Here is a 19,596-nt window from a genome sequence, read left to right as displayed (position 1 = left end):
CGACAATGGCCCTGTGATCACTTCGCCGCCACGAAGCACGCCGCCGGAGAGCGCGATGGAGCGCCCCGACCGCCCCGAGCGACCCCACCGCCGGGCCGAGGTCTCCCCGTACGTCGACCTCACCCGCGACGAGTGGAGCGCGCTGCGCGAGCGGACCCCGCTCCCCCTCACCGCCGAGGAGGTCGAGCGGCTGCGCGGTCTCGGCGACGTCATCGACCTCGACGAGGTCCGGGACGTCTACCTGCCGCTCTCCCGCCTCCTCAACCTCTACGTCGGCGCCACGAGCAACCTCCGCGGCACCCTCAACACCTTCCTCGGCGACGCCGGCAACGGCCACGGCGCCCAGCAGGGCACCCCCTTCGTCATAGGGGTCGCCGGCTCCGTCGCCGTCGGCAAGTCCACCGTGGCCCGCCTGCTCCAGGCCCTCCTCGCCCGCTGGCCCGAGCACCCCCGCGTCGAGCTGGTCACCACCGACGGCTTCCTCTACCCCATGAAGGAGCTCCAGCGGCGCGGACTGACGTCCCGCAAGGGCTTCCCGGAGTCGTACGACCGCCGCGCGCTCACCCGCTTCGTCGCGGACATCAAGGCGGGCAAGGACGAGGTCAGCGCCCCTGTCTACTCGCACCTGATCTACGACATCGTCCCCGGCGAGAAGCTCGTCGTACGCCGCCCCGACATCCTGATCGTCGAGGGGCTCAACGTCCTTCAGCCGGCCCTGCCCGGCAAGGACGGCCGTACGCGCGTCGCGCTCGCCGACTACTTCGACTTCAGCGTGTACGTGGACGCCCGGCCCGAGGACATCGAGCGCTGGTACCTCAACCGGTTCCGGAAGCTGCGCGAGACCGCGTTCCAGAACCCTTTCTCCTACTTCCGCAAGTACACCCAGGTCTCCGAGGAGGAGGCGATCGAGTACGCGCAGACCATGTGGCGCACGATCAACAAGCCCAACCTCCTGGAGAACGTCGCCCCCACCCGCGGCCGCGCGACGCTCGTCGTCCGCAAGGGCCCGGACCACAAGGTGCAGAAGCTCAGCCTCCGCAAGCTCTGACCCCGCCGCGAACGGCGTCGGCCCCGCCCTCCGGGATCACCGGGAGGGCGGGGCCGACGCGCGAGGGACCTCGGGGGCCGCTCTAGCCGAGCGCCGACTTCACGGCGTCCGCCAGCCGCCCGGCGACCGCGCGGGCCTGCTCGATGTCGGCGGCCTCGACCATCACCCGTACGAGCGGCTCGGTACCGGACGGACGGAGCAGCACCCGCCCGGTGGTGCCCAGCTCGCGCTCGGCGTCGGCGACGGCCGCGGCCAGCTCCCCGGAGGTCGCGACCCGGGACTTGTCCACGTCGGGGACGTTGATCAGCACCTGCGGCAGCCGCCGCATGACGCCCGCGAGATCGGCGAGCGAGCGGCCCGTGGCCGCGACGCGCGCCGCGAGCAGCAGGCCGGTGAGCGTGCCGTCGCCGGTCGTGGCGTGGTCGAGGATGATCACGTGGCCGGACTGCTCGCCGCCGAGCGCGTAGCCGTGCTCCTTCATCGACTCCAGCACGTACCGGTCGCCGACGCCGGTCTGCACGACCTCGATGCCCTCGCCCTCCATGGCCAGCTTGAAGCCGAGGTTGGACATCACGGTGCCGACGACGGTGTTGCCGCGCAGCTGGCCCGCCTCGCGCATGGCGAGGGCCAGCACCGCGAGGATCTGGTCGCCGTCGATCTCGGCGCCGGTGGCGTCGACCGCGAGGCAGCGGTCCGCGTCGCCGTCGTGCGCGATGCCGAAGTCGGCGCCGTGCTCGACCACGGCCTGCTTGAGGAGCCCCAGGTGGGTGGAGCCGCAGCCGTCGTTGATGTTGAGGCCGTCGGGCTCGGCACCGATGGTGACGACCTCGGCCCCCGCCCGGGTGAAGGCCTCGGGCGAGACGCGGGCGGCCGCGCCGTGCGCCTCGTCCAGGACGATCTTGAGTCCTTCGATGCGGTTGGGGAGGACCCCGATGAGGTGGGCGACGTACTTGTCGAAGCCCTGGTCGTAGTCGGAGACGCGCCCGACGCCGGCGCCGGTGGGCCGGTCCCAGGGGGCGCCGGTGCGGTGCTCCTCGTAGACGGCCTCGATGCGGTCCTCGAGCTCGTCGGCGAGCTTGTGGCCGCCGCGGGCGAAGAACTTGATGCCGTTGTCGGGCATCGCGTTGTGGCTGGCGGAGAGCATCACGCCGAGGTCGGCACCCAGCGCACCGGTGAGATACGCCACCGCCGGGGTGGGCAGCACACCGACGCGCAGGACGTCCACGCCCGCGCTCGCGAGGCCCGCGACGACCGCGGCCTCCAGGAATTCGCCGGAGGCGCGGGGGTCGCGGCCGACGACCGCGGTCGCGCGGTGGCCCGCGAAGGTGCCTGCTTCGGCGAGTACGTGGGCAGCTGCCACGGAGAGGCCGAGCGCGAGCTCAGCCGTCAGATCCGCGTTGGCGACGCCGCGTACACCGTCCGTCCCGAAGAGTTGTCCCACTGTTGTCCTCCCGAGTTCACGCTTCGTTTGTGACCGCTTGTGACATGTATTTGCCGCTTGTGGCGGTAAACGAACCGCCCCGGCAGCACGGAGAGTGCTGCCGGGGCGGTTTGTTGCTGAACAGCAGGCGCAGATTAACGCTTGCTGTACTGCGGAGCCTTACGGGCCTTCTTGAGACCGGCCTTCTTGCGCTCGACCGCACGGTCGTCGCGGGAAAGGAAGCCGGCCTTCTTCAGCGCCGGGCGGTTGTTGTCGACGTCCGCCTCGTTGAGGGCGCGGGCCACGCCGAGGCGCAGGGCGCCGGCCTGGCCGGAGACGCCGCCACCCGCGATGCGGGCGATGATGTCGTAGCGACCGTCGAGCTCGAGGAGCTTGAACGGCTCGTTGACTTCCTGCTGGTGCACCTTGTTGGGGAAGTAGTCCTCAAGGGTGCGACCGTTGATCTTCCACTTGCCGGTGCCCGGAACGATCCGGACGCGGGCGATGGCGTTCTTGCGACGGCCCAGGCCGGCGGCCGGCTGCGGGTCGCCGAAGCGGCCGGCAAGGGACTCGGAGGTGTAGTCGCCCTCGACGACGACCTCAGACTCGGTGGTGTACTCCTCGACGCCCTCGAACTCTTCGACGGGGGTCTCGGCGGTGGTCTCGGCCACGATGCTCCTCAGAATTTTCTACGTCTTAGGGGGTGGCCGGAACTACTGCGCGACCTGGGTGATCTCGAACGGCACCGGCTGCTGGGCAGCGTGGGGGTGCTGGTCGCCCGAGTAGACCTTCAGCTTCGAGAGCATCTGACGGCCCAGGGTGTTCTTGGGGAGCATGCCCTTGACGGCCTTCTCGACGGCCTTCTCCGGGTTGTTCGCCAGGAGGTCGTCGTAGCGCACCGAACGCAGACCGCCCGGGAAACCGGAGTGGCGGTACGCCATCTTCTGGGACGCCTTGTTGCCGGACAGGTGAACCTTGTCGGCGTTGATGATGACGACGAAGTCGCCCATGTCCATGTGAGGCGCATAGGTCGGCTTGTGCTTGCCACGCAGGAGGGCAGCGGCCTGGGTCGCCAGACGGCCGAGGACAACGTCCTGGGCGTCGATGACGAGCCACTGGCGCGAGATGTCGCCGGGCTTGGGGCTGAACGTACGCACGCGTATGCCTTCGCTTCTTCAGTGGTGGTATCCCACGGGCGCAAGCCCAACGGGAAGGTCCTGACAGGGTCACCACGGACGATCACGACAGCCCTCGTTCACATCAGGGACGCAACCCGTGTGAACCGCTGGTCATCGGTCCGGTGGACCGGCGTAAGGCCCTTTCACGTGAGAATGAGCAAGCCAATACGCATAACAAACCAGCAGGATACCCAAGTAGACCCGTACGGGTCAAAACGCGGTCCGCGATGCCGATTCTGCTGGCGTCGCGGCGCACTCCGGTTCGGTCCTGGATGGGGACCCCGCAGTTGTTACGGGTCCCAGAGTAACCCGCCCGGAGCGCAGCGCACGACGCGCCAGCAGAATCGCGAGCCCGCACAGGGTGGCGCAGTCCTTGAAGGCGCGCCGTTTGTGGGCCAGCTCCGACGGCCACGGGATCAGGGCCACCTGGGGCGTCAGGGCCAGCCAGAACCAGGGCGAGCGGGGCATCGAGCCCGGCCGCACCGCCGAGGCAAGCAGCAGCGGCAGCACCACCAGGAGGTAGTGGTCGAAGGAGGGACGGGAGACCAGGAATGCGGCGAGCATCACCATGCAGGCCGTCTCCACCAGCCGCAGCTGCCCCTGGTCGGAATCGTCCGGCCGCCTCCAGCGCCGCCAGGCGCCCCACAGCCCGGCTCCGGCCCCCGCGAAGGCCGCCGCCACCGCCACCGGCTCCGGCACCCCCAGCCGCGGCAGCACCGCGATCGGCGAGGCGTCCCAGGGCAGGGCGTAGGCGTCCTGCCCCTGGAAGAGGAACGGCAGGGTCTTGGTGAAGAACAGCGACGGGCTCGGCATCAGCAGCGCCCCCACCAGCGAGGCCCCCAGCGGCACCAGCACGGCCGCCGCCAGCCCCCGCCACTGCCGGGCCAGCAGGAACAGCAGCCCGATCGGCACCAGCATCGGTTTGCAGGCGATCGCCAGCCCCACCACCAGGCCGGCCGCCCCCCACGCCCTGCGGTGCGCGAGCAGCAGCGCCACCGGCAGCGCCGCCGCCGAGATGGCCGTCCAGTTGCCGATCAGCACGAGGTTCACGTACGGCTTGTAGGCCAGGGCCAGCACCGCGAAGCCGCCGACCGCAAGCCGCGAGCGCAGGGGCACCGAGAACAGCCGCAGCGCGGCCAGCCAGCCCACGCCCACCAGCCCCGACATCCCCGCCGGAAGCAGCCAGCGCAGCACCGTCTGCGGCAGCAGCGCCTCCGGCACCGCCATCAGCACGGCGCTCGGCAGGTACAGGAACCGCTTGTCCTCGTACGGGGAGCCGCCGTCGAGCAGCGTCCGCGCGGCCTTGACCACGAAGGCGTTGTCCGAGCCCCAGTTCTCCCGCAGGCTCGTGGAGACCGAGATGCCGATCACCACGGCCAGGGCCACGGCCTTCCAGGGCCCGGACGCCGGACGCAGCAGCCAGAGCACCAGCCGGTGCCCGAACGCCGGATCCCTTACGGTGTCCCATCCCCTGAGCCAGGTGCCAGGCCGCAGCCGCACAACGCCTCCCGATCGACCCGCCCGGGGGCGTTCTCCCCCTAGCGCTTCCGCTCGACCCTACGTTCGTCCCAAACAGGTTCCTGAGTCTCTCGTACAACACCGTCGGAGCCGAAGACCAGGAAACGGTCAAATGTCCGCGCGAACCACCGGTCGTGCGTGACGCACAGCACAGTGCCCTCGTACGATTCCAGACCGTCCTGGAGCGCCTCAGCGGACTCCAGGTCCAGGTTGTCCGTCGGCTCGTCCAGCAGCAGCGCCGTGGTGCCCGCCAGCTCCAGCAGCAGGATCTGGAAACGCGCCTGCTGGCCGCCCGACAGCCGCTCGAACGGCTGCTCCCCCTGGCGCTCCAGCTCGTACCGGCGCAGGACGGCCATGGCGGGGCCGAGCGGCTTCGCGGCCTCCGTCCACAGGATGTCGACGAGCGTGCGGCCGAACAGCTCGGGGTGGGCGTGCGTCTGCGCGAAGTGACCGGCGACCACCCGGGCGCCGAGCTTGAAATCACCCGTGTGCTTGACGTCCTCGCCCGCCAGCAGCCGCAGGAAGTGCGACTTCCCGGAGCCGTTCGAGCCGAGCACCGCGACCCGCTCCCCGTAGAAGACCTCCAGCGAGAACGGCTTCATCAGCCCCGTGAGTTCGAGGTTCTCCACGGTCAGCGCGCGCACGCCGGTCCGGCCGCCCTTCAGACGCATCTTGATGTCCTGCTCGCGCGGCGGCTCCGGCGGCGGACCGGCCTCCTCGAACTTCTGGAAGCGCGTCTGCATCGCCCGGTAGCGCGAGGCCATGTCGGGGCTGCTCGCCGCCTGGTTGCGCAGCCGCAGGACCAGCGCCTTCAGGCGGGCGTGCTCCTCGTCCCAGCGCCGCTTGAGCTCCTCGAAGCGGGCGAAGCGCTCCTTGCGGGCGTCGTGGTACGTGTCGAAGCCCGAGCCGTGCACCCACACGTCCGTGCCCGTGGGGCTCGGCTCCAGGCTGATGATCTTCTCGGCGGCCCGGGACAGCAGCTCCCGGTCGTGGGACACGAAGAGCACCGTCTTGCGGGTGGCCTTCAGCTGCTCCTCCAGCCACCGCTTGCCCGGGACGTCCAGGTAGTTGTCCGGCTCGTCGAGCAGCAGCACCTCGTCCGGCCCGCGCAGCAGCGCCTCCAGCACGAGCCGCTTCTGCTCACCGCCCGACAGCGTGCGCACCTCGCGGAACTGCGCGGTGTCGTACGGGACGGCCAGCGCGGCCGTGGTGCAGACGTCCCACAGGGTCTCCGCCTCGTAGCCCTGTACGTCGGCCCAGTCGCTGAGCGCCTGCGCGTATGCCATCTGGGCCGACTCGTCGTCCACCGTCATGATCAGGTGCTCGGCGTGGTCGACGGCCTTCGCCGCCTCCCGGATCCGGGGCTGGGCCACCGAGACCAGCAGGTCCCGTACGGTCGTCTCGTCCCGTACGGAGCCCACGAACTGCGACATCACGCCGAGGCCGCCGCTGACGGTGACCCCGCCGCCGTGCGGCTGGAGGTCGCCGGAGATCAGCTTCAGCAGGGTGGACTTGCCGGCGCCGTTCGCCCCGACGAGGGCGACGACCGACCCCTCCCCCACGCGGAAGGAGACGTCGGGGAGCAGGACCCGCCCGTCGGGAAGGTAGTACTCCAGGTGGCTGGCTTCGAGATGTCCCATGCGGGGCATTGTCCAGGCCCGGCGCCGATCCGCCCAAACGGATTCCGCGGCGGTGGGCGGCGGGTCAGCAGCAGCCGGCGCCCGGGAGGGTCCGCATGTTGCGCGCCTCCTTGCTGCGGGCGGCCAGCAGCTCGTCGGCCGGGTAGCCGACCTCCTCCAGGGTGAGCCCGTGCGGCTTCACGACGTGCACCGAGGAGTCCCGTACGGCGGCCCGCAGGACCTTCCCCGGCCAGTCGGTCGGCCGGTGCCCGTCCCCGACGTGCAGCAGGGCGCCGACCAGCGAGCGGACCATGTTGTGGCAGAAGGCGTCGGCGCGGACGGTCGCGGTGACGATCCCGTCCTCGGCGCGCTCCCAGCTGAGCTGCTGGAGGGTGCGGATGGTCGTGGCGCCCTCGCGCTTCTTGCAGTACGCGGCGAAGTCGTGCTCGCCGAGCAGCGCGGCGGCGGCCTCGTTCATGGCGTCCACGTCCAGCGGCCACTGGTGCCACAGCACGTGCCCGCGGCGCAGCGGGTCGACGCCGCCCTGGTGGTCGCCGACGCGGTAGGCGTAGCGGCGCCAGATGGCGGAGAACCGGGCGTTGAAGCCCTCGGGGGCCTCGGCGGCCTTCCACACCCGTACGTCGTGGGGCAGCCGGCCCGCGAGGCGGCGCAGCAGCTTGTCGTGGTGCTCGGCCCACACCTCGTCGCGCACGTCGAACTGGGCGACCTGCCCGCGCGCGTGCACGCCGGCGTCGGTCCGCCCGGCCACGGTCAGCTCGACCGGGTCCGGCAGCCGCATCACGGTCTGCAGGGCCGACTCCAGCTCACCCTGGACGGTCCGCAGCACGCGCTGCTTCGCCCAGCCGGAGAAGTCCTTCCCGTCGTACGACAGGTCCAGCCGCACCCGGACGTGCCCGGGCTCCACCTCGTCACTCACGTGACCGATCCTCTCAGAGTCACCGCAATGCAGAACGGGCCCGCCCCGGGAAGGGGCGGGCCCGTTCAGAGCCGATCAAGCAAGCTCGATCCCGGAGCGGGATCAGGCCTCCTTGGTCTCCTCGGCGGGGGTCTCGACAGCCTCCGCCTCCTTGACCGCGCGCTTGGTGGCGGCCTCGGCCTCACCGGTGGCCTGCTGGGCGACCGTAAGGGCCTCGACCAGCTCGATCACGGCCATCGGGGCGTTGTCGCCACGACGGTTGCCGATCTTGGTGATGCGCGTGTAACCACCGGGGCGGTTCTCGTAGCGCGGGGCGATCTCGGTGAACAGCGTGTGCACGATGCTCTTGTCCGTGATCGTCTGCAGCACCAGGCGACGGTTGTGGATGTCGCCCTTCTTGGCCTTGGTGACCAGACGCTCGGCGTAGGGACGCAGGCGGCGGGCCTTGGCCTCGGTGGTGGTGATGCGGCCGTGCTCGAAGAGCGCCTTCGCGAGGTTCGCGAGAAGGTGCTTCTCGTGCGCGGCGCTGCCGCCCAGACGGGCACCCTTTGCGGGACGCGGCATGGTGTTACTCCTTCATATCTGCACCGGCCGTGTCAGGTACCGGTGTCAGTTCCCCCGCGGCGGCTGCCGCGGGAAAGTTCTACGGGTGCTGCTCAGTACTGCTCGGTCTCGACGAAACCGGCGTCCGCGTCGTCGTCGGCGCCGAAGGCGTCGGCGGCGGCGGTCGGGTCGAATCCGGGCGGGCTGTCCTTGAGGGCCAGGCCCATGCCGGCCAGCTTCGCCTTGACCTCGTCGATCGACTTCGCACCGAAGTTGCGGATGTCGAGCAGGTCGGCCTCGGAGCGGGCGACGAGCTCACCCACGGAGTGGATGCCCTCGCGCTTGAGGCAGTTGTACGACCGAACGGTGAGCTCGAGCTCCTCGATCGGCAGCGCCAGGTCGGCGGCCAGGGCGGCGTCCGTCGGGGACGGGCCCATGTCGATGCCCTCGGCGTCGATGTTGAGCTCGCGCGCCAGACCGAACAGCTCGACCAGGGTCTTGCCGGCGGACGCCATGGCGTCGCGCGGGCGCATGGCCTGCTTGGTCTCGACGTCGACGATGAGCTTGTCGAAGTCGGTGCGCTGCTCGACTCGGGTCGCCTCGACCTTGTAGGTGACCTTGAGGACCGGGCTGTAGATGGAGTCGACCGGGATGCGGCCGATCTCCTGGCCCAGCTGCTTGTTCTGGACGGCGGAGACGTAGCCGCGACCGCGCTCGACGGTCAGCTCCATCTCCAGCTTGCCCTTGCCGTTGAGCGTGGCGAGGACCAGGTCCGGGTTGTGCACCTCGACACCGGCCGGGGGCGCGATGTCGGCAGCGGTGACCAGGCCGGGACCCTGCTTGCGCAGGTACATCACGACCGGCTCGTCGTGCTCCGAGGAGACGACCAGCTGCTTGATGTTGAGGATGATGTCGGTGACGTCTTCCTTGACACCGGGCACGGTGGTGAACTCGTGCAGGACGCCGTCCACGCGGATGCTGGTGACAGCGGCACCCGGGATCGAGGACAGGAGCGTGCGGCGCAGCGAGTTGCCGAGGGTGTAGCCGAAGCCCGGCTCGAGCGGCTCGATCACGAACCGCGAGCGGTACTCGTCGACGACCTCTTCGGTCAGCGAAGGACGCTGAGCGATAAGCATGTGTGTTCCTTCAGTCGTGGACGCCCACTATTTGACGCCCGACGGGTAAAGCCAGGTACTGCAAGGGTACGGGCGGCACGTCCCCCCGAAGGGGTTCGTACCGCCCGGACACTCAAAGACGCACAGGTGCGTCCGCTGCGTCAGACGCGGTCTTTCGCTTCGACGAAGCGAAAAGTCCGGCAGTCGTCAGACGCGGCGGCGCTTCGGCGGGCGGCAGCCGTTGTGCGGGGTGGGGGTGACGTCCTGGATCGAGCCGACCTCGAGGCCGGTGGCCTGGAGGGAGCGGATCGCGGTCTCGCGGCCGGAGCCCGGACCCTTGACGAAGACGTCAACCTTGCGCATGCCGTGCTCCTGCGCGCGGCGGGCGGCCGACTCGGCGGCCATCTGCGCGGCGAAGGGGGTGGACTTGCGCGAGCCCTTGAAGCCGACGTGGCCGGCGGAGGCCCAGGAGATCACGTTGCCCGAGGGGTCCGTGATCGAGACGATCGTGTTGTTGAACGTGCTCTTGATGTGGGCGTGCCCGTGAGCGACGTTCTTCTTTTCCTTGCGGCGCACCTTCTTGGCAGCGCCCTGACGACCCTTGGGGGGCATCTAAATCTCCTACGGGAGGTGGTCGGTCCTACAGCGCAAGACCGCTGAACAGGACTACTTCTTGCCCGGCTTCTTCTTACCGGCGATCGCGCGACGCGGGCCCTTGCGGGTACGCGCGTTCGTGCTGGTGCGCTGACCGTGCACCGGCAGGCCACGACGGTGGCGGATGCCCTGGTAGCACTGGATCTCGATCTTGCGGCGGATGTCGCCCTGGATCTCGCGGCGGAGGTCACCCTCGGTACGGAGGTTGGCGTCCACGTACTCGCGGATCTTGACGAGGTCCTCTTCGGCCAGGTCACGAACGCGGGTGTTCGGGTTCACGCCGGTGGAGGCGAGGATCTCCTTGGACCGGGTGCGCCCGATACCGAAGACGTAGGTGAGTGCGATCTCCACGCGCTTTTCGCGCGGGATGTCAACACCGGAAACGCGTGCCACAAATGGCTCCTGTGTGTTCGGGGGTCTTCCGCAGAACCACTCCCGACCGCCGACCACCCTGATGGATGGTGGTACGTCCGGGTCCCCGGCCCCCGCCGGAGGTGCCGCCGGCCCTTCTCAGGGCTGGGCGGGTTCTGCGTATGTACGTTTTCTTACGTCGCGCGAAGAACTGCGGAAGGCAGGTCGGTCGGCGTGCGTCAGCCCTGGCGCTGCTTGTGGCGCAGGTTGTCGCAGATGACCATGACCCGACCGTGACGGCGGATCACCTTGCACTTGTCGCAGATCTTCTTGACGCTCGGCTTGACCTTCATGTTGGTGAGGTTCTCCGGGTCAGTGCCACCACCCGTACCGGGACGTATGCCCAGGCAGGAGTGAGGACAAGATCTACTTGTATCGGTAGACGATCCGGCCACGCGTCAGGTCGTACGGAGACAGCTCCACAACGACCCGGTCATCCGGGAGGATGCGGATGTAGTGCATACGCATCTTGCCGCTGATGTGCGCGAGGACCTTGTGACCGTTCTGCAGTTCCACCTTGAACATCGCGTTCGGGAGGGACTCGATCACGGTGCCCTCGATTTCGATGGCACCTTGCTTCTTGGCCACGCTTCGCCCTTCGAATCGGCTACCTTGATCAGCTCCCTGCTTCGCATGCGGACATGCGGGTGCAAAGGAGCCGACGAGTCAGTCTACGTCAGGGCACCCAGAAAGACGAATCCGGAAAGTTTGCCCCACAGCGTAGATCATTAACCGAGGGGATCCGGCGCAGTGGTCACGCCGTATTCCGCCAGCTTGGCCTTGCCGCAGTCCGGGCTGGTCAGGACGATGGGCCCGGCCTCGGTCAGGGCGATGGAGTGCTCCCAGTGCGAGGACCAGGTGCCGTCCGTGGTGATGACCGTCCAGTCGTCCGCCAGGACCTCCGTCTGGGGGGTGCCCAGGGAGACCATGGGCTCGATGGCCAGGCAGACGCCCGGGACGAGCTTGATGCCCTTGCCGCGCTTGCGCGAGACGTAGTTCAGCAGGTGGGGGTCCATGTGCATCTCGGACCCGATGCCGTGGCCGCCGTAGTCCTCGATGATCCCGTACTTGCCGGTCGCGGGCCGCGGCTGGCGGCGGATGTAGCCCTCGATCGCCTTGGAGATGTCCACCAGGCGGTTGCCGAGCTTCATCGCGGCGATGCCGGCCCACATCGACTCCTCGGTCACCCGCGAGAGCTCGATCAGCTCCGGAGCGTGACCCGTGCCCACGAAGGCCGTGTACGCGGCGTCGCCGTGCCAGCCGTCCACGATCGCACCGGCGTCGATCGAGATGACGTCGCCGTCCTTGAGGACCGTCTTGTCGTCCGGGATGCCGTGGACCACGACCTCGTTCACGGACGTACAGATCGTCGCGGGGAAGCCGCCGTAGCCGAGGAAGTTCGACTTGGCCCCGGCATCCGCGATGACCTTGCGGGCCACCATGTCCAGATCCCGCGTCGTGGCGCCCGGTACGGCCGCCTCACGGGTCGCCGCGTGGATCGCGGCGACGACCAGCCCTGCCTCGCGCATCTTCGCGATCTGCTCGGGGGTCTTGATCTGGACCATGGGTAGTGCCTTCCACCTTCGGACTTCGGGTCTGCGTTGTTCCGGTCGTCTCAACAGTACGGCCGCGGAGTCCTGGGGACACCGCGGCCGTACTGCTCACAACAAGGGTTACTACTTCTTGAGCGCGTCCATCGCACGCTGCGTGACGTCCGCGACCTCACCGAGGGCGGGGATCGTCACCAGCAGGCCCTGGGCCTTGTAGTAGTCGATGATCGGCTCGGTCTGCGTGTGGTAGACCTCGAGCCGGTTGCGCACCGTGGCCTCGGAGTCGTCGTCACGCTGGTACAGCTCGCCGCCGCAGGTGTCGCAGACACCCGCGGCCTTCGGCGCCGCGTACTCGACGTGGAAGACGTGCGCGGAGTCGTTGCGGCAGATCCGGCGGCCGGCGATGCGCTTGACGACCTCGTCCTCCTCGACCTCCAGGTCGAGGACGGCGTCCAGCTTCATGCCGGCGGTCCGCAGCATCTCGTCCAGCGCCTCCGCCTGGGAGACGTTGCGCGGGAAGCCGTCCAGCAGGAAGCCGCCCGTGGCGTCCGGCTGCTCCATCCGGTCCTTGGCCATGCCGATGGTGATCTCGTCGGGGACGAGGTCACCGGCGTCCATGAACGCCTTCGCGCGCTGGCCCAGCTCGGTGTTCTGGCTGATGTTGGCGCGGAAGAGGTCGCCCGTGGAGATGTGCGGGATCGACAGGTTCTTCGCAAGGAACGCGGCCTGCGTTCCCTTGCCCGCACCGGGCGGTCCGACGAGGACGATTCGCATCAGCGGAGGAACCCTTCGTAATTGCGCTGCTGGAGCTGGCTCTCGATCTGCTTCACGGTTTCCAGACCCACACCCACGATGATGAGGATGCTCGTCCCGCCGAACGGGAAGTTCTGGTTCGCTCCGAAGCCGGCCAACGCCATCGTCGGCACAAGAGCGATGAGACCCAGGTACAGCGACCCCGGCCAGGTGATCCGGTTGAGCACGTAGCTCAGGTACTCGGCGGTGGGTCGACCGGCACGGATACCCGGGATGAACCCACCATACTTCTTCATGTTGTCTGCAACTTCCTCGGGGTTGAAAGAAATCGCCACGTAGAAGAACGCGAAGAAGACGATCAGGAGGAAGTAGGCCGCGATGTAGTACGGGTGGTCGCCCTTGACGAAGTGCTTCTGGATCCAGGTGGCCCAGCCCGCGGTCGAACCGCTGAACTGCACGATCAGCGCCGGGATGTACAGCAGCGACGAGGCGAAGATGACCGGGATGACACCGGCCTGGTTCACCTTGAGCGGGATGTACGTCGAGGTGCCCCCGTACGCGCGGCGGCCGATCATGCGCTTCGCGTACTGGACCGGAATCCGACGCTGCGCCTGCTCGACGAAGACGACCAGCGCGACCATGGCCAGGCCGACGAGGATGACCACGCCGAACTCGACCCAGCCGTCGGCGATCTTGCCCTGGAGCTTGATCTGCCACAGGGCGCCGATGAAGCCGGCGGCGATCGAGATGAACATCAGGATCGACATGCCGTTGCCGATGCCGCGGTCCGTCACGAGCTCACCGAGCCACATGACGACACAGGTACCCGCGGTCATGGTGATGACCATGACGATGGTGGTGAAGATCGACCGGTTCGGAACGATCTGGCTGGCGACCTGGCAACCCTGGAACAGGGCACCAGTGCGGGCGGTGGCGACGAGGCCGGTGCCCTGCAGGATCGCGAGTGCGACCGTCAGATAGCGCGTGTACTGAGTGATCTTCGCCGTGCCGGACTGACCCTCTTTTTTGAGGTTCTCCAGCTTCGGGATGACCACGGTCAGCAGCTGCAGGATGATGCTCGCCGTGATGTACGGCATGATGCCGAGCGCGAAGATCGTGATCTGCAGCAGCGCACCGCCGCTGAACATGTTGACGAGACCGAAGAGGCTGTTGCTGCTCCCGGCCTGGTCCACACAGATCTGAACGTTCTTGTAGCTCACGCCGGGTACCGGGATGTGGGACCCGAGCCGGAACAGCACGATGATGCCGAGCGTGAAGAGCAGCTTCTTGCGCAGGTCGGGCGTCTTGAACGCCCGGGCGAACGCGGTGAGCACGGTGCCTCCTGCGACCCCCGCGCTACTGCGTCAGAGGTGACGGTCTGAGGGATCGACGAATACGTACAAGCAAAGGTGCAGGCCACCTTACCGGCGACTGCGCCCCCCGTGGAACGACCAACCGGGGATGCCCCATTTGTGAGGCATCCCCGGTCGGGTTTTACTCGCTATTTGTCACAAAGGTCGTCTTAGACGAGCTCGGTGACGGTGCCGCCGGCAGCGGCAATCTTCTCCTTGGCGGAGGCGGAAACGGCGTCAACCGAAACCGTCAGCGCCACGGAGATCTCGCCCTGGCCCAGGACCTTGACGAGGCTGTTCTTGCGAACCGCGCCCTTGGCGACCAGGTCGGCCACCGTGACCTCTCCACCCTCGGGGTAGAGAGCGCCGAGCTTGTCCAGGTTGACAACCTGGAACTCGGTGCGGAACGGGTTCTTGAAGCCCTTGAGCTTCGGCAGGCGCATGTGGAGGGGCATCTGCCCACCCTCGAAGCGCTGCGGGATCTGGTAACGGGCCTTCTGGCCCTTCGTACCACGACCGGCCGTCTTACCCTTCGACGCCTCACCACGACCGACACGGGTCTTCGCGGTCTTGGCGCCGGGGGCGGGACGGAGGTTGTGGGCCTTCAGCGGGCTGTTCTCAGCCATGATTAGTCAACCTCCTCAACCGTCACGAGGTGGCGGACGGTGTGAACCATTCCGCGGAACTCGGGGCGGTCCTCCTTGACGACGACGTCGTTCAGGCGCTTGAGCCCGAGCGAACGCAGCGTGTCGCGGTGGTTCTGCTTGCTGCCGATGTACGACTTCGTCTGCGTGATCTTGAGGCGAGCCATTACGCACCCGCCCCAGCACGCGCACGGAGCAGGGCCGCGGGGGCGACGTCCTCGAGGGGCAGACCACGGCGAGCCGCGATCTCCTCGGGACGCTGCAGACCCTTGAGGGCCTCCACGGTCGCGTGCACGATGTTGATCGCGTTGTCGGAGCCGAGCGACTTCGACAGGATGTCGTGAACGCCGGCGCACTCCAGAACGGCGCGCACCGGGCCACCGGCGATAACACCGGTACCGGGGGAAGCAGGCTTCAGCAGGACAACGCCGGCCGCCTTCTCGCCCTGGATCGGGTGCGGGATGGTGCCCTGGATGCGCGGAACCTTGAAGAAGTTCTTCTTGGCTTCCTCGACACCCTTGGCGATGGCCGCGGGAACTTCCTTGGCCTTGCCGTAACCGACACCTACAGTGCCGTCACCGTCGCCCACCACGACCAGCGCGGTGAAGCTGAAGCGGCGACCACCCTTGACAACCTTGGCGACGCGGTTGATCGCGACAACGCGCTCAACGTAAGCGGTCTTCTCGGCGGCAGGGCCACCGTCGCGACCCTTCCGGTCCCGCCGCTCGCCGCCACCGGCACCGCTTCCGCGGCGCTGGGGTCCAGCCATTGGATTACCTCTCTCTGTTACGTCCGTGAGTCCCGGAACCGGGGCTTAGAACTTCAGCCCGGCTTCGCGGGCGGCGTCAGCCAGAGCGGCAATGCGCCCGGCGTATCGGTTGCCACCGCGGTCGAACACGACGGTCTCGACACCCGCGGCCTTGGCACGCTCGGCGACGAGCGCGCCGACAGCCTGGGCCTGCGAGCTCTTGTCGCCTTCGCCACCGCGGATCGAAGCGTCCAGGGTCGACGCGGACGCCAGGGTGTGACCCTGGAGGTCGTCGATGACCTGAGCAACGATGTTGCGGTTGGAACGCGTCACGACGAGGCGCGGACGCTCCGCCGTACCCGAGACGTTCTTGCGGATGCGGATGTGGCGGCGAGCCTTGGCAGCGCGCTTGTACGCGTCGCCCTTGGCGATCTTCACACCGTATGCCATGGCTACTTACCAGCCTTTCCGACCTTGCGGCGGATGACCTCGCCGGCGTACTTGACACCCTTGGCCTTGTACGGGTCGGGCTTCCGCAGCTTGCGGATGTTGGCGGCGACCTCGCCGACCTTCTGCTTGTCGATGCCCTCGACCGAGAACTTGGTGGGCGACTCGACCTTGAAGGAGATGCCCTCGGGCGCCTCGATCAGGATCGGGTGGCTGTAACCAAGCTGGAACTCCAGAGCGGAGCCCTTCGCGGCGACGCGGTAACCGACACCGCTGATCTCGAGAGCCTTGACGTACCCCGTGGTCACACCGGTGATCATGTTCGCCACCAGCGTGCGGGACAGGCCGTGCAGGGCCTTGTTCTGACGCTCGTCGTTCGGGCGGGTGACGTTCAGAACGCCGTCCTCACCCTTGACGATCTCGATCGGCGCGGCGACGGTGTGCGAGAGGAGACCCTTGGGGCCCTTCACCGCGACCGTGCGGCCATCGATGGTGACGTCCACACCGGCGGGAACCTGGATGGGGAGCTTGCCGATTCGCGACATTGCTTTTCCTCCGTTCCCGACTACCAGACGTAGGCGAGGACTTCCCCACCTACGCCCTTCTTGCCTGCCTGCTGGCCGGTCAGGAGACCGTGGGACGTGGAGATGATCGCCACGCCCAGGCCGCCGAGGACCTTCGGCAGGTTGGTGGACTTTGCGTACACGCGCAGACCGGGCTTCGAGATCCGCTTGATGCCCGCGATGGAGCGCTCACGGTTCGGCCCGAACTTCAGCTCGAGGACGAGGTTCTTGCCGACCTCGGCGTCCTCGACCTTCCAGCCGGTGATGAAACCCTCCTGCTTGAGGATCTCCGCGATGTGCGACTTGATCTTGCTGTGCGGCATCACGACAGTGTCGTGGTACGCCGAGTTAGCGTTACGCAGACGGGTCAGCATGTCTGCGATCGGGTCAGTCATGGTCATGAAGTGGCCTTCGGCCTCTCTCGCCGGGGTTTCCTGTATGCGCCATCCCTCTCCCCACTCAGTGGCGGGACGGGTGCGGTGCGGGGACCTACGGCGTAGTAAGTCGTTATGGACGGCGGACGCCCAACCCCACAAGCCTACGGCATGCGGAGCAGGGCACCCACCGACCAGATGCTTACCGAGAGTCTCTGGAACTTCCCAAGTCCTTGCGGACCGGAGGGAATTACCAGGAGCTCTTGGTCACGCCCGGCAGCTCGCCACGGTGAGCCATCTCACGAAGGCAGACGCGGCACAGGCCGAACTTGCGGTACACGGAGTGGGGACGACCGCAGCGCTGGCAGCGGGTGTACGCACGCACACCGAACTTGGGCTTGCGGGCAGCCTTCGCGATGAGAGCCTTCTTCGCCATCTCGCTTACGCCTCCTTGAAGGGGAAGCCGAGGTGACGAAGGAGCGCGCGGCCCTCAGCGTCGTTGGTCGCCGTGGTGACCACGGTGATGTCCATACCCCGGGTACGGTCGATCTTGTCCTGGTCGATCTCGTGGAACATGACCTGCTCCGTGAGACCGAAGGTGTAGTTGCCACGGCCGTCGAACTGCTTCGGCGACAGACCACGGAAGTCACGGATACGCGGCAGCGCGAGCGACAGCGTACGGTCCAGGAACTCCCACATGCGGTCACCACGGAGGGTGACGTGGCAGCCGATCGGCTGACCCTCACGCAGCTTGAACTGCGCGATGGACTTGCGGGCCTTCGTGACGGCCGGCTTCTGACCGGTGATCGTCGTCAGGTCGCGGATGGCGCCGTCGATCAGCTTGGAGTCGCGGGCGGCGTCGCCCACACCCATGTTGACCACGATCTTCACGAGGCCGGGGATCTGCATGACGTTCTCGTACGAGAACTCCTCACGCAGCTTGCCCGCGATGTCCTCGCGGTACTTCGTCTTGAGACGCGGAGTGGTAGCCATCAGATGTCCTCACCCGTCCGCTTGGCAACGCGGATCTTGTTGCCCTCGTCGTCGAAGCGGAAACCGACGCGGGTAACGACCTTCTGGCCGTCCTTCTCCACAACCAGCTGAACGTTGCTGACGTGGATCGGGGCCTCGGTGATCACGATGCCACCGGCCTGCGAACCACCAGCGGTCTGGCCGGCCTTGGTGTGCTTCTTGACCCGGTTGACACCCTCGACGAGGACGCGGTTCTCGCTGGGCATGGCCGCGATGACCTTGCCCTGCTTGCCCTTGTCCTTACCGGTGATGACCTGGACCAGGTCGCCCTTCTTGATCTTCATGCTTACAGCACCTCCGGCGCGAGCGAGATGATCTTCATGAACTTCTTCTCGCGCAGCTCACGGCCCACGGGGCCGAAGATACGGGTGCCACGAGGGTCGCCGTCGTTCTTGAGAATGACAGCGGCGTTCTCGTCGAAGCGGATGTACGAGCCGTCCTGGCGGCGGCGCTCCTTGACGGTGCGAACGATGACCGCCTTGACGACGTCACCCTTCTTCACGTTGCCACCGGGGATCGCGTCCTTGACGGTGGCGACGATGACGTCACCGATGCCCGCGTAGCGGCGACCGGAACCACCGAGAACACGGATGCAAAGGATCTCCTTGGCACCAGTGTTGTCGGCGACACGCAGTCGCGACTCCTGCTGGATCACGTCTATCTCCTGTTTGTCTGCCGGTTCCCGGCGGGGGCTTCACTCCGAGGAGCGAGGCCCCCACCGAGCCTGGCGGAACGAATCCGGGGGAAACCCCCCGGACGAATTACTTGGCCTTCTCGAGGATCTCGACGATGCGCCAGCGCTTGCTCGCCGACAGCGGACGCGTCTCCATGATGAGGACGCGGTCGCCGACGCCGGCAGCGTTCTGCTCGTCGTGAGCCTTGAGCTTGTTCGTACGGCGGATGACCTTGCCGTACAGCGCGTGCTTGACGCGGTCCTCGACAGCGACGACGACGGTCTTGTCCATCTTGTCGCTGACGACGAGACCCTCACGGGTCTTGCGGAAGCCGCGCTCGTTCGTCTCAGTCACGTTCTTCTCGCTCATCAGGCGCTCTCCACCGTCTCGATACCGAGCTCACGCTCGTGCATCAGGGTGTAGATGCGAGCGATGTCCTTACGGACGGACTTGAGCCGGCCGTTGTTCTCCAGCTGACCCGTGGCCGCCTGGAAGCGGAGCTTGAACAGCTCCTCCTTGGCCTCGCGCAGCTTGCCAACGAGCTCCTCGTTGCCGAGCTCACGCAGCTCGGACGCCTTGGTTCCCGTCGCCATCACGACTCACCTGCCTCGCGCCGAACAATCCGGCACTTCATCGGAAGCTTGTGAGCAGCGCGGGTGAGCGCCTCACGAGCAATCTTCTCGTTCGGGTAGGACAGCTCGAACATGACCCGGCCCGGGTGCACGTTCGCGATCCACCACTCGGGAGAACCCTTACCGGAACCCATGCGGGTCTCGGCCGGCTTCTTCGTCAGCGGACGGTCCGGGTAGATGTTGATCCAGACCTTGCCGCCACGCTTGATGTGGCGGGTCATCGCGATACGAGCCGCCTCGATCTGGCGGTTCGTCACGTAGGCGGGGGTGAGCGCCTGGATGCCGTACTCGCCGAACGAGACCTCAGTACCGCCCTTGGCCATACCGCGGCGCTTCGGGTGGTGCTGCTTGCGGTGCTTGACCCTACGAGGGATCAGCATGTCG

At 67.5% G+C, this 19,596-nt stretch carries 29 protein-coding genes; 1 reads left to right on the top strand and 28 read right to left on the bottom strand.

The features are described from left to right. Positions 1 to 55: 55 nt before the first annotated feature. Positions 56 to 1,048, top strand: a complete 993-nt coding sequence (coaA, locus tag IF02_RS0107870; RefSeq protein WP_030154722.1) for a type I pantothenate kinase — start codon at positions 56 to 58, stop codon at positions 1,046 to 1,048. A gap of 82 nt (positions 1,049 to 1,130) precedes the next feature. On the opposite strand, the gene glmM is transcribed toward coaA, so the two are convergent. The 28 genes from glmM to rplP all read right to left on the bottom strand — a co-directional run bounded on the left by glmM (position 1,131) and on the right by rplP (position 19,592). Beyond that, positions 1,131 to 2,489: a phosphoglucosamine mutase gene (glmM, locus tag IF02_RS0107865; RefSeq protein ID WP_030154720.1), complete on the bottom strand. Its 1,359-nt coding sequence runs from the start codon at positions 2,487 to 2,489 to the stop codon at positions 1,131 to 1,133. A 134-nt stretch (positions 2,490 to 2,623) separates the two neighbouring features. After that, complete coding sequence (gene rpsI / locus IF02_RS0107860; protein WP_030154718.1) at positions 2,624 to 3,139, bottom strand: 30S ribosomal protein S9; 516 nt, start codon at positions 3,137 to 3,139, stop codon at positions 2,624 to 2,626. Positions 3,140 to 3,181: 42 nt separating this feature from the next. Then, on the bottom strand, positions 3,182 to 3,625 hold the full coding sequence (rplM, locus tag IF02_RS0107855; RefSeq protein ID WP_030154717.1) for a 50S ribosomal protein L13: 444 nt from the start codon (positions 3,623 to 3,625) through the stop codon (positions 3,182 to 3,184). A 231-nt stretch (positions 3,626 to 3,856) separates the two neighbouring features. Further along, positions 3,857 to 5,146 carry a glycosyltransferase family 87 protein gene (locus tag IF02_RS0107850; protein WP_030154715.1) on the bottom strand — a complete coding sequence of 430 codons (1,290 nt, stop codon included), beginning with the start codon at positions 5,144 to 5,146 and terminating at the stop codon, positions 3,857 to 3,859. 38 nt (positions 5,147 to 5,184) lie between these two features. Further along, entirely contained in the window at positions 5,185 to 6,804 is a 1,620-nt protein-coding gene (locus IF02_RS0107845; RefSeq protein ID WP_030154713.1) for an ABC-F family ATP-binding cassette domain-containing protein, read from the bottom strand. A 64-nt stretch (positions 6,805 to 6,868) separates the two neighbouring features. Then, on the bottom strand, positions 6,869 to 7,720 hold the full coding sequence (gene truA / locus IF02_RS0107840) for a tRNA pseudouridine(38-40) synthase TruA (RefSeq protein WP_030154712.1): 852 nt from the start codon (positions 7,718 to 7,720) through the stop codon (positions 6,869 to 6,871). 102 nt (positions 7,721 to 7,822) lie between these two features. After that, entirely contained in the window at positions 7,823 to 8,284 is a 462-nt protein-coding gene (gene rplQ / locus IF02_RS0107835; RefSeq protein WP_030154710.1) for a 50S ribosomal protein L17, read from the bottom strand. Positions 8,285 to 8,376: 92 nt separating this feature from the next. Further along, complete coding sequence (locus IF02_RS0107830) at positions 8,377 to 9,399, bottom strand: DNA-directed RNA polymerase subunit alpha (protein ID WP_007265920.1); 1,023 nt, start codon at positions 9,397 to 9,399, stop codon at positions 8,377 to 8,379. A 186-nt stretch (positions 9,400 to 9,585) separates the two neighbouring features. Next, positions 9,586 to 9,990, bottom strand: coding sequence for a 30S ribosomal protein S11 (gene rpsK / locus IF02_RS0107825; protein WP_003956432.1), 405 nt, complete (start codon positions 9,988 to 9,990; stop codon positions 9,586 to 9,588). Between the two features lie 54 nt (positions 9,991 to 10,044). Beyond that, the gene (rpsM, locus tag IF02_RS0107820) at positions 10,045 to 10,425 is read right to left on the bottom strand and encodes a 30S ribosomal protein S13 (protein WP_007265919.1); all 381 of its coding nucleotides are present in this window, start codon (positions 10,423 to 10,425) and stop codon (positions 10,045 to 10,047) included. Between the two features lie 197 nt (positions 10,426 to 10,622). After that, positions 10,623 to 10,736, bottom strand: coding sequence for a 50S ribosomal protein L36 (gene rpmJ / locus IF02_RS0107815; RefSeq protein ID WP_003956441.1), 114 nt, complete (start codon positions 10,734 to 10,736; stop codon positions 10,623 to 10,625). 73 nt (positions 10,737 to 10,809) lie between these two features. Then, entirely contained in the window at positions 10,810 to 11,031 is a 222-nt protein-coding gene (infA, locus tag IF02_RS0107810) for a translation initiation factor IF-1 (RefSeq protein ID WP_003956442.1), read from the bottom strand. 140 nt (positions 11,032 to 11,171) lie between these two features. Continuing rightward, complete coding sequence (gene map, locus IF02_RS0107805; protein WP_030154708.1) at positions 11,172 to 12,008, bottom strand: type I methionyl aminopeptidase; 837 nt, start codon at positions 12,006 to 12,008, stop codon at positions 11,172 to 11,174. Positions 12,009 to 12,119: 111 nt separating this feature from the next. Further along, positions 12,120 to 12,767, bottom strand: coding sequence for an adenylate kinase (locus tag IF02_RS0107800; protein WP_030154706.1), 648 nt, complete (start codon positions 12,765 to 12,767; stop codon positions 12,120 to 12,122). Further along, positions 12,767 to 14,080 (bottom strand): preprotein translocase subunit SecY, encoded by a 1,314-nt coding sequence (secY, locus tag IF02_RS0107795; protein ID WP_030154705.1) that lies wholly within the window; start codon positions 14,078 to 14,080, stop codon positions 12,767 to 12,769. Before secY ends, IF02_RS0107800 begins: the two co-directional genes overlap by 1 nt. 188 nt (positions 14,081 to 14,268) lie before the next feature. Next, positions 14,269 to 14,724, bottom strand: coding sequence for a 50S ribosomal protein L15 (rplO, locus tag IF02_RS0107790; RefSeq protein WP_030154704.1), 456 nt, complete (start codon positions 14,722 to 14,724; stop codon positions 14,269 to 14,271). 2 nt (positions 14,725 to 14,726) lie between these two features. Continuing rightward, on the bottom strand, positions 14,727 to 14,909 hold the full coding sequence (rpmD, locus tag IF02_RS0107785) for a 50S ribosomal protein L30 (protein WP_005313525.1): 183 nt from the start codon (positions 14,907 to 14,909) through the stop codon (positions 14,727 to 14,729). After that, on the bottom strand, positions 14,909 to 15,511 hold the full coding sequence (rpsE, locus tag IF02_RS0107780; RefSeq protein WP_030008472.1) for a 30S ribosomal protein S5: 603 nt from the start codon (positions 15,509 to 15,511) through the stop codon (positions 14,909 to 14,911). Before rpsE ends, rpmD begins: the two co-directional genes overlap by 1 nt. Positions 15,512 to 15,556: 45 nt before the next feature. Further along, positions 15,557 to 15,940, bottom strand: coding sequence for a 50S ribosomal protein L18 (gene rplR, locus IF02_RS0107775; RefSeq protein WP_030008471.1), 384 nt, complete (start codon positions 15,938 to 15,940; stop codon positions 15,557 to 15,559). A 2-nt stretch (positions 15,941 to 15,942) separates the two neighbouring features. Next, positions 15,943 to 16,482 (bottom strand): 50S ribosomal protein L6, encoded by a 540-nt coding sequence (gene rplF / locus IF02_RS0107770; protein WP_030154703.1) that lies wholly within the window; start codon positions 16,480 to 16,482, stop codon positions 15,943 to 15,945. A 20-nt stretch (positions 16,483 to 16,502) separates the two neighbouring features. Then, positions 16,503 to 16,901, bottom strand: coding sequence for a 30S ribosomal protein S8 (rpsH, locus tag IF02_RS0107765; protein ID WP_007265911.1), 399 nt, complete (start codon positions 16,899 to 16,901; stop codon positions 16,503 to 16,505). Between the two features lie 223 nt (positions 16,902 to 17,124). After that, entirely contained in the window at positions 17,125 to 17,310 is a 186-nt protein-coding gene (locus tag IF02_RS0107760; protein ID WP_003956452.1) for a type Z 30S ribosomal protein S14, read from the bottom strand. Between the two features lie 5 nt (positions 17,311 to 17,315). Next, on the bottom strand, positions 17,316 to 17,867 hold the full coding sequence (gene rplE / locus IF02_RS0107755) for a 50S ribosomal protein L5 (RefSeq protein WP_030154702.1): 552 nt from the start codon (positions 17,865 to 17,867) through the stop codon (positions 17,316 to 17,318). Further along, positions 17,867 to 18,190 (bottom strand): 50S ribosomal protein L24, encoded by a 324-nt coding sequence (gene rplX, locus IF02_RS0107750; RefSeq protein ID WP_030154701.1) that lies wholly within the window; start codon positions 18,188 to 18,190, stop codon positions 17,867 to 17,869. The genes rplE and rplX overlap by 1 nt, the downstream gene beginning before the upstream one ends. Before the next feature lie 2 nt (positions 18,191 to 18,192). Next, complete coding sequence (gene rplN, locus IF02_RS0107745) at positions 18,193 to 18,561, bottom strand: 50S ribosomal protein L14 (protein WP_003956455.1); 369 nt, start codon at positions 18,559 to 18,561, stop codon at positions 18,193 to 18,195. A 106-nt stretch (positions 18,562 to 18,667) separates the two neighbouring features. Then, a complete protein-coding gene (gene rpsQ, locus IF02_RS0107740; RefSeq protein ID WP_030026328.1) occupies positions 18,668 to 18,949 on the bottom strand; it encodes a 30S ribosomal protein S17 in 282 nt (93 codons plus the stop codon). After that, positions 18,949 to 19,173 carry a 50S ribosomal protein L29 gene (gene rpmC, locus IF02_RS0107735; protein ID WP_008739703.1) on the bottom strand — a complete coding sequence of 75 codons (225 nt, stop codon included), beginning with the start codon at positions 19,171 to 19,173 and terminating at the stop codon, positions 18,949 to 18,951. The genes rpsQ and rpmC overlap by 1 nt, the downstream gene beginning before the upstream one ends. Continuing rightward, positions 19,173 to 19,592 (bottom strand): 50S ribosomal protein L16, encoded by a 420-nt coding sequence (gene rplP, locus IF02_RS0107730; RefSeq protein ID WP_030026326.1) that lies wholly within the window; start codon positions 19,590 to 19,592, stop codon positions 19,173 to 19,175. The genes rpmC and rplP overlap by 1 nt, the downstream gene beginning before the upstream one ends. Positions 19,593 to 19,596: the final 4 nt, after the last annotated feature.

The organism is Streptomyces sp. NRRL S-244, assembly GCF_000717915.1.
Lineage (GTDB): Bacteria > Actinomycetota > Actinomycetes > Streptomycetales > Streptomycetaceae > Streptomyces.
The sequence above is the reverse complement of the archived record's forward strand: the minus strand, read 5'-3'. Positions and strand labels throughout refer to the sequence as shown.

Coding starts and splice junctions, on each gene's coding strand:
- coaA (WP_030154722.1), top strand. CDS start 56: ATGGAGCGCCCCGACCGCCCCGAGCGACCCCACCGCCGGGCCGAGGTC.
- IF02_RS0107845 (WP_030154713.1), bottom strand. CDS start 6,804: ATGGGACATCTCGAAGCCAGCCACCTGGAGTACTACCTTCCCGACGGG.
- rplQ (WP_030154710.1), bottom strand. CDS start 8,284: ATGCCGCGTCCCGCAAAGGGTGCCCGTCTGGGCGGCAGCGCCGCGCAC.
- IF02_RS0107830 (WP_007265920.1), bottom strand. CDS start 9,399: ATGCTTATCGCTCAGCGTCCTTCGCTGACCGAAGAGGTCGTCGACGAG.
- rpsK (WP_003956432.1), bottom strand. CDS start 9,990: ATGCCCCCCAAGGGTCGTCAGGGCGCTGCCAAGAAGGTGCGCCGCAAG.
- rpmJ (WP_003956441.1), bottom strand. CDS start 10,736: ATGAAGGTCAAGCCGAGCGTCAAGAAGATCTGCGACAAGTGCAAGGTG.
- map (WP_030154708.1), bottom strand. CDS start 12,008: ATGGTCCAGATCAAGACCCCCGAGCAGATCGCGAAGATGCGCGAGGCA.
- IF02_RS0107800 (WP_030154706.1), bottom strand. CDS start 12,767: ATGCGAATCGTCCTCGTCGGACCGCCCGGTGCGGGCAAGGGAACGCAG.
- rplO (WP_030154704.1), bottom strand. CDS start 14,724: ATGGCTGAGAACAGCCCGCTGAAGGCCCACAACCTCCGTCCCGCCCCC.
- rpmD (WP_005313525.1), bottom strand. CDS start 14,909: ATGGCTCGCCTCAAGATCACGCAGACGAAGTCGTACATCGGCAGCAAG.
- rpsE (WP_030008472.1), bottom strand. CDS start 15,511: ATGGCTGGACCCCAGCGCCGCGGAAGCGGTGCCGGTGGCGGCGAGCGG.
- rplR (WP_030008471.1), bottom strand. CDS start 15,940: ATGGCATACGGTGTGAAGATCGCCAAGGGCGACGCGTACAAGCGCGCT.
- rplF (WP_030154703.1), bottom strand. CDS start 16,482: ATGTCGCGAATCGGCAAGCTCCCCATCCAGGTTCCCGCCGGTGTGGAC.
- rpsH (WP_007265911.1), bottom strand. CDS start 16,901: ATGACCATGACTGACCCGATCGCAGACATGCTGACCCGTCTGCGTAAC.
- IF02_RS0107760 (WP_003956452.1), bottom strand. CDS start 17,310: ATGGCGAAGAAGGCTCTCATCGCGAAGGCTGCCCGCAAGCCCAAGTTC.
- rplE (WP_030154702.1), bottom strand. CDS start 17,867: ATGGCTACCACTCCGCGTCTCAAGACGAAGTACCGCGAGGACATCGCG.
- rplX (WP_030154701.1), bottom strand. CDS start 18,190: ATGAAGATCAAGAAGGGCGACCTGGTCCAGGTCATCACCGGTAAGGAC.
- rpsQ (WP_030026328.1), bottom strand. CDS start 18,949: ATGAGCGAGAAGAACGTGACTGAGACGAACGAGCGCGGCTTCCGCAAG.
- rpmC (WP_008739703.1), bottom strand. CDS start 19,173: ATGGCGACGGGAACCAAGGCGTCCGAGCTGCGTGAGCTCGGCAACGAG.
- rplP (WP_030026326.1), bottom strand. CDS start 19,592: ATGCTGATCCCTCGTAGGGTCAAGCACCGCAAGCAGCACCACCCGAAG.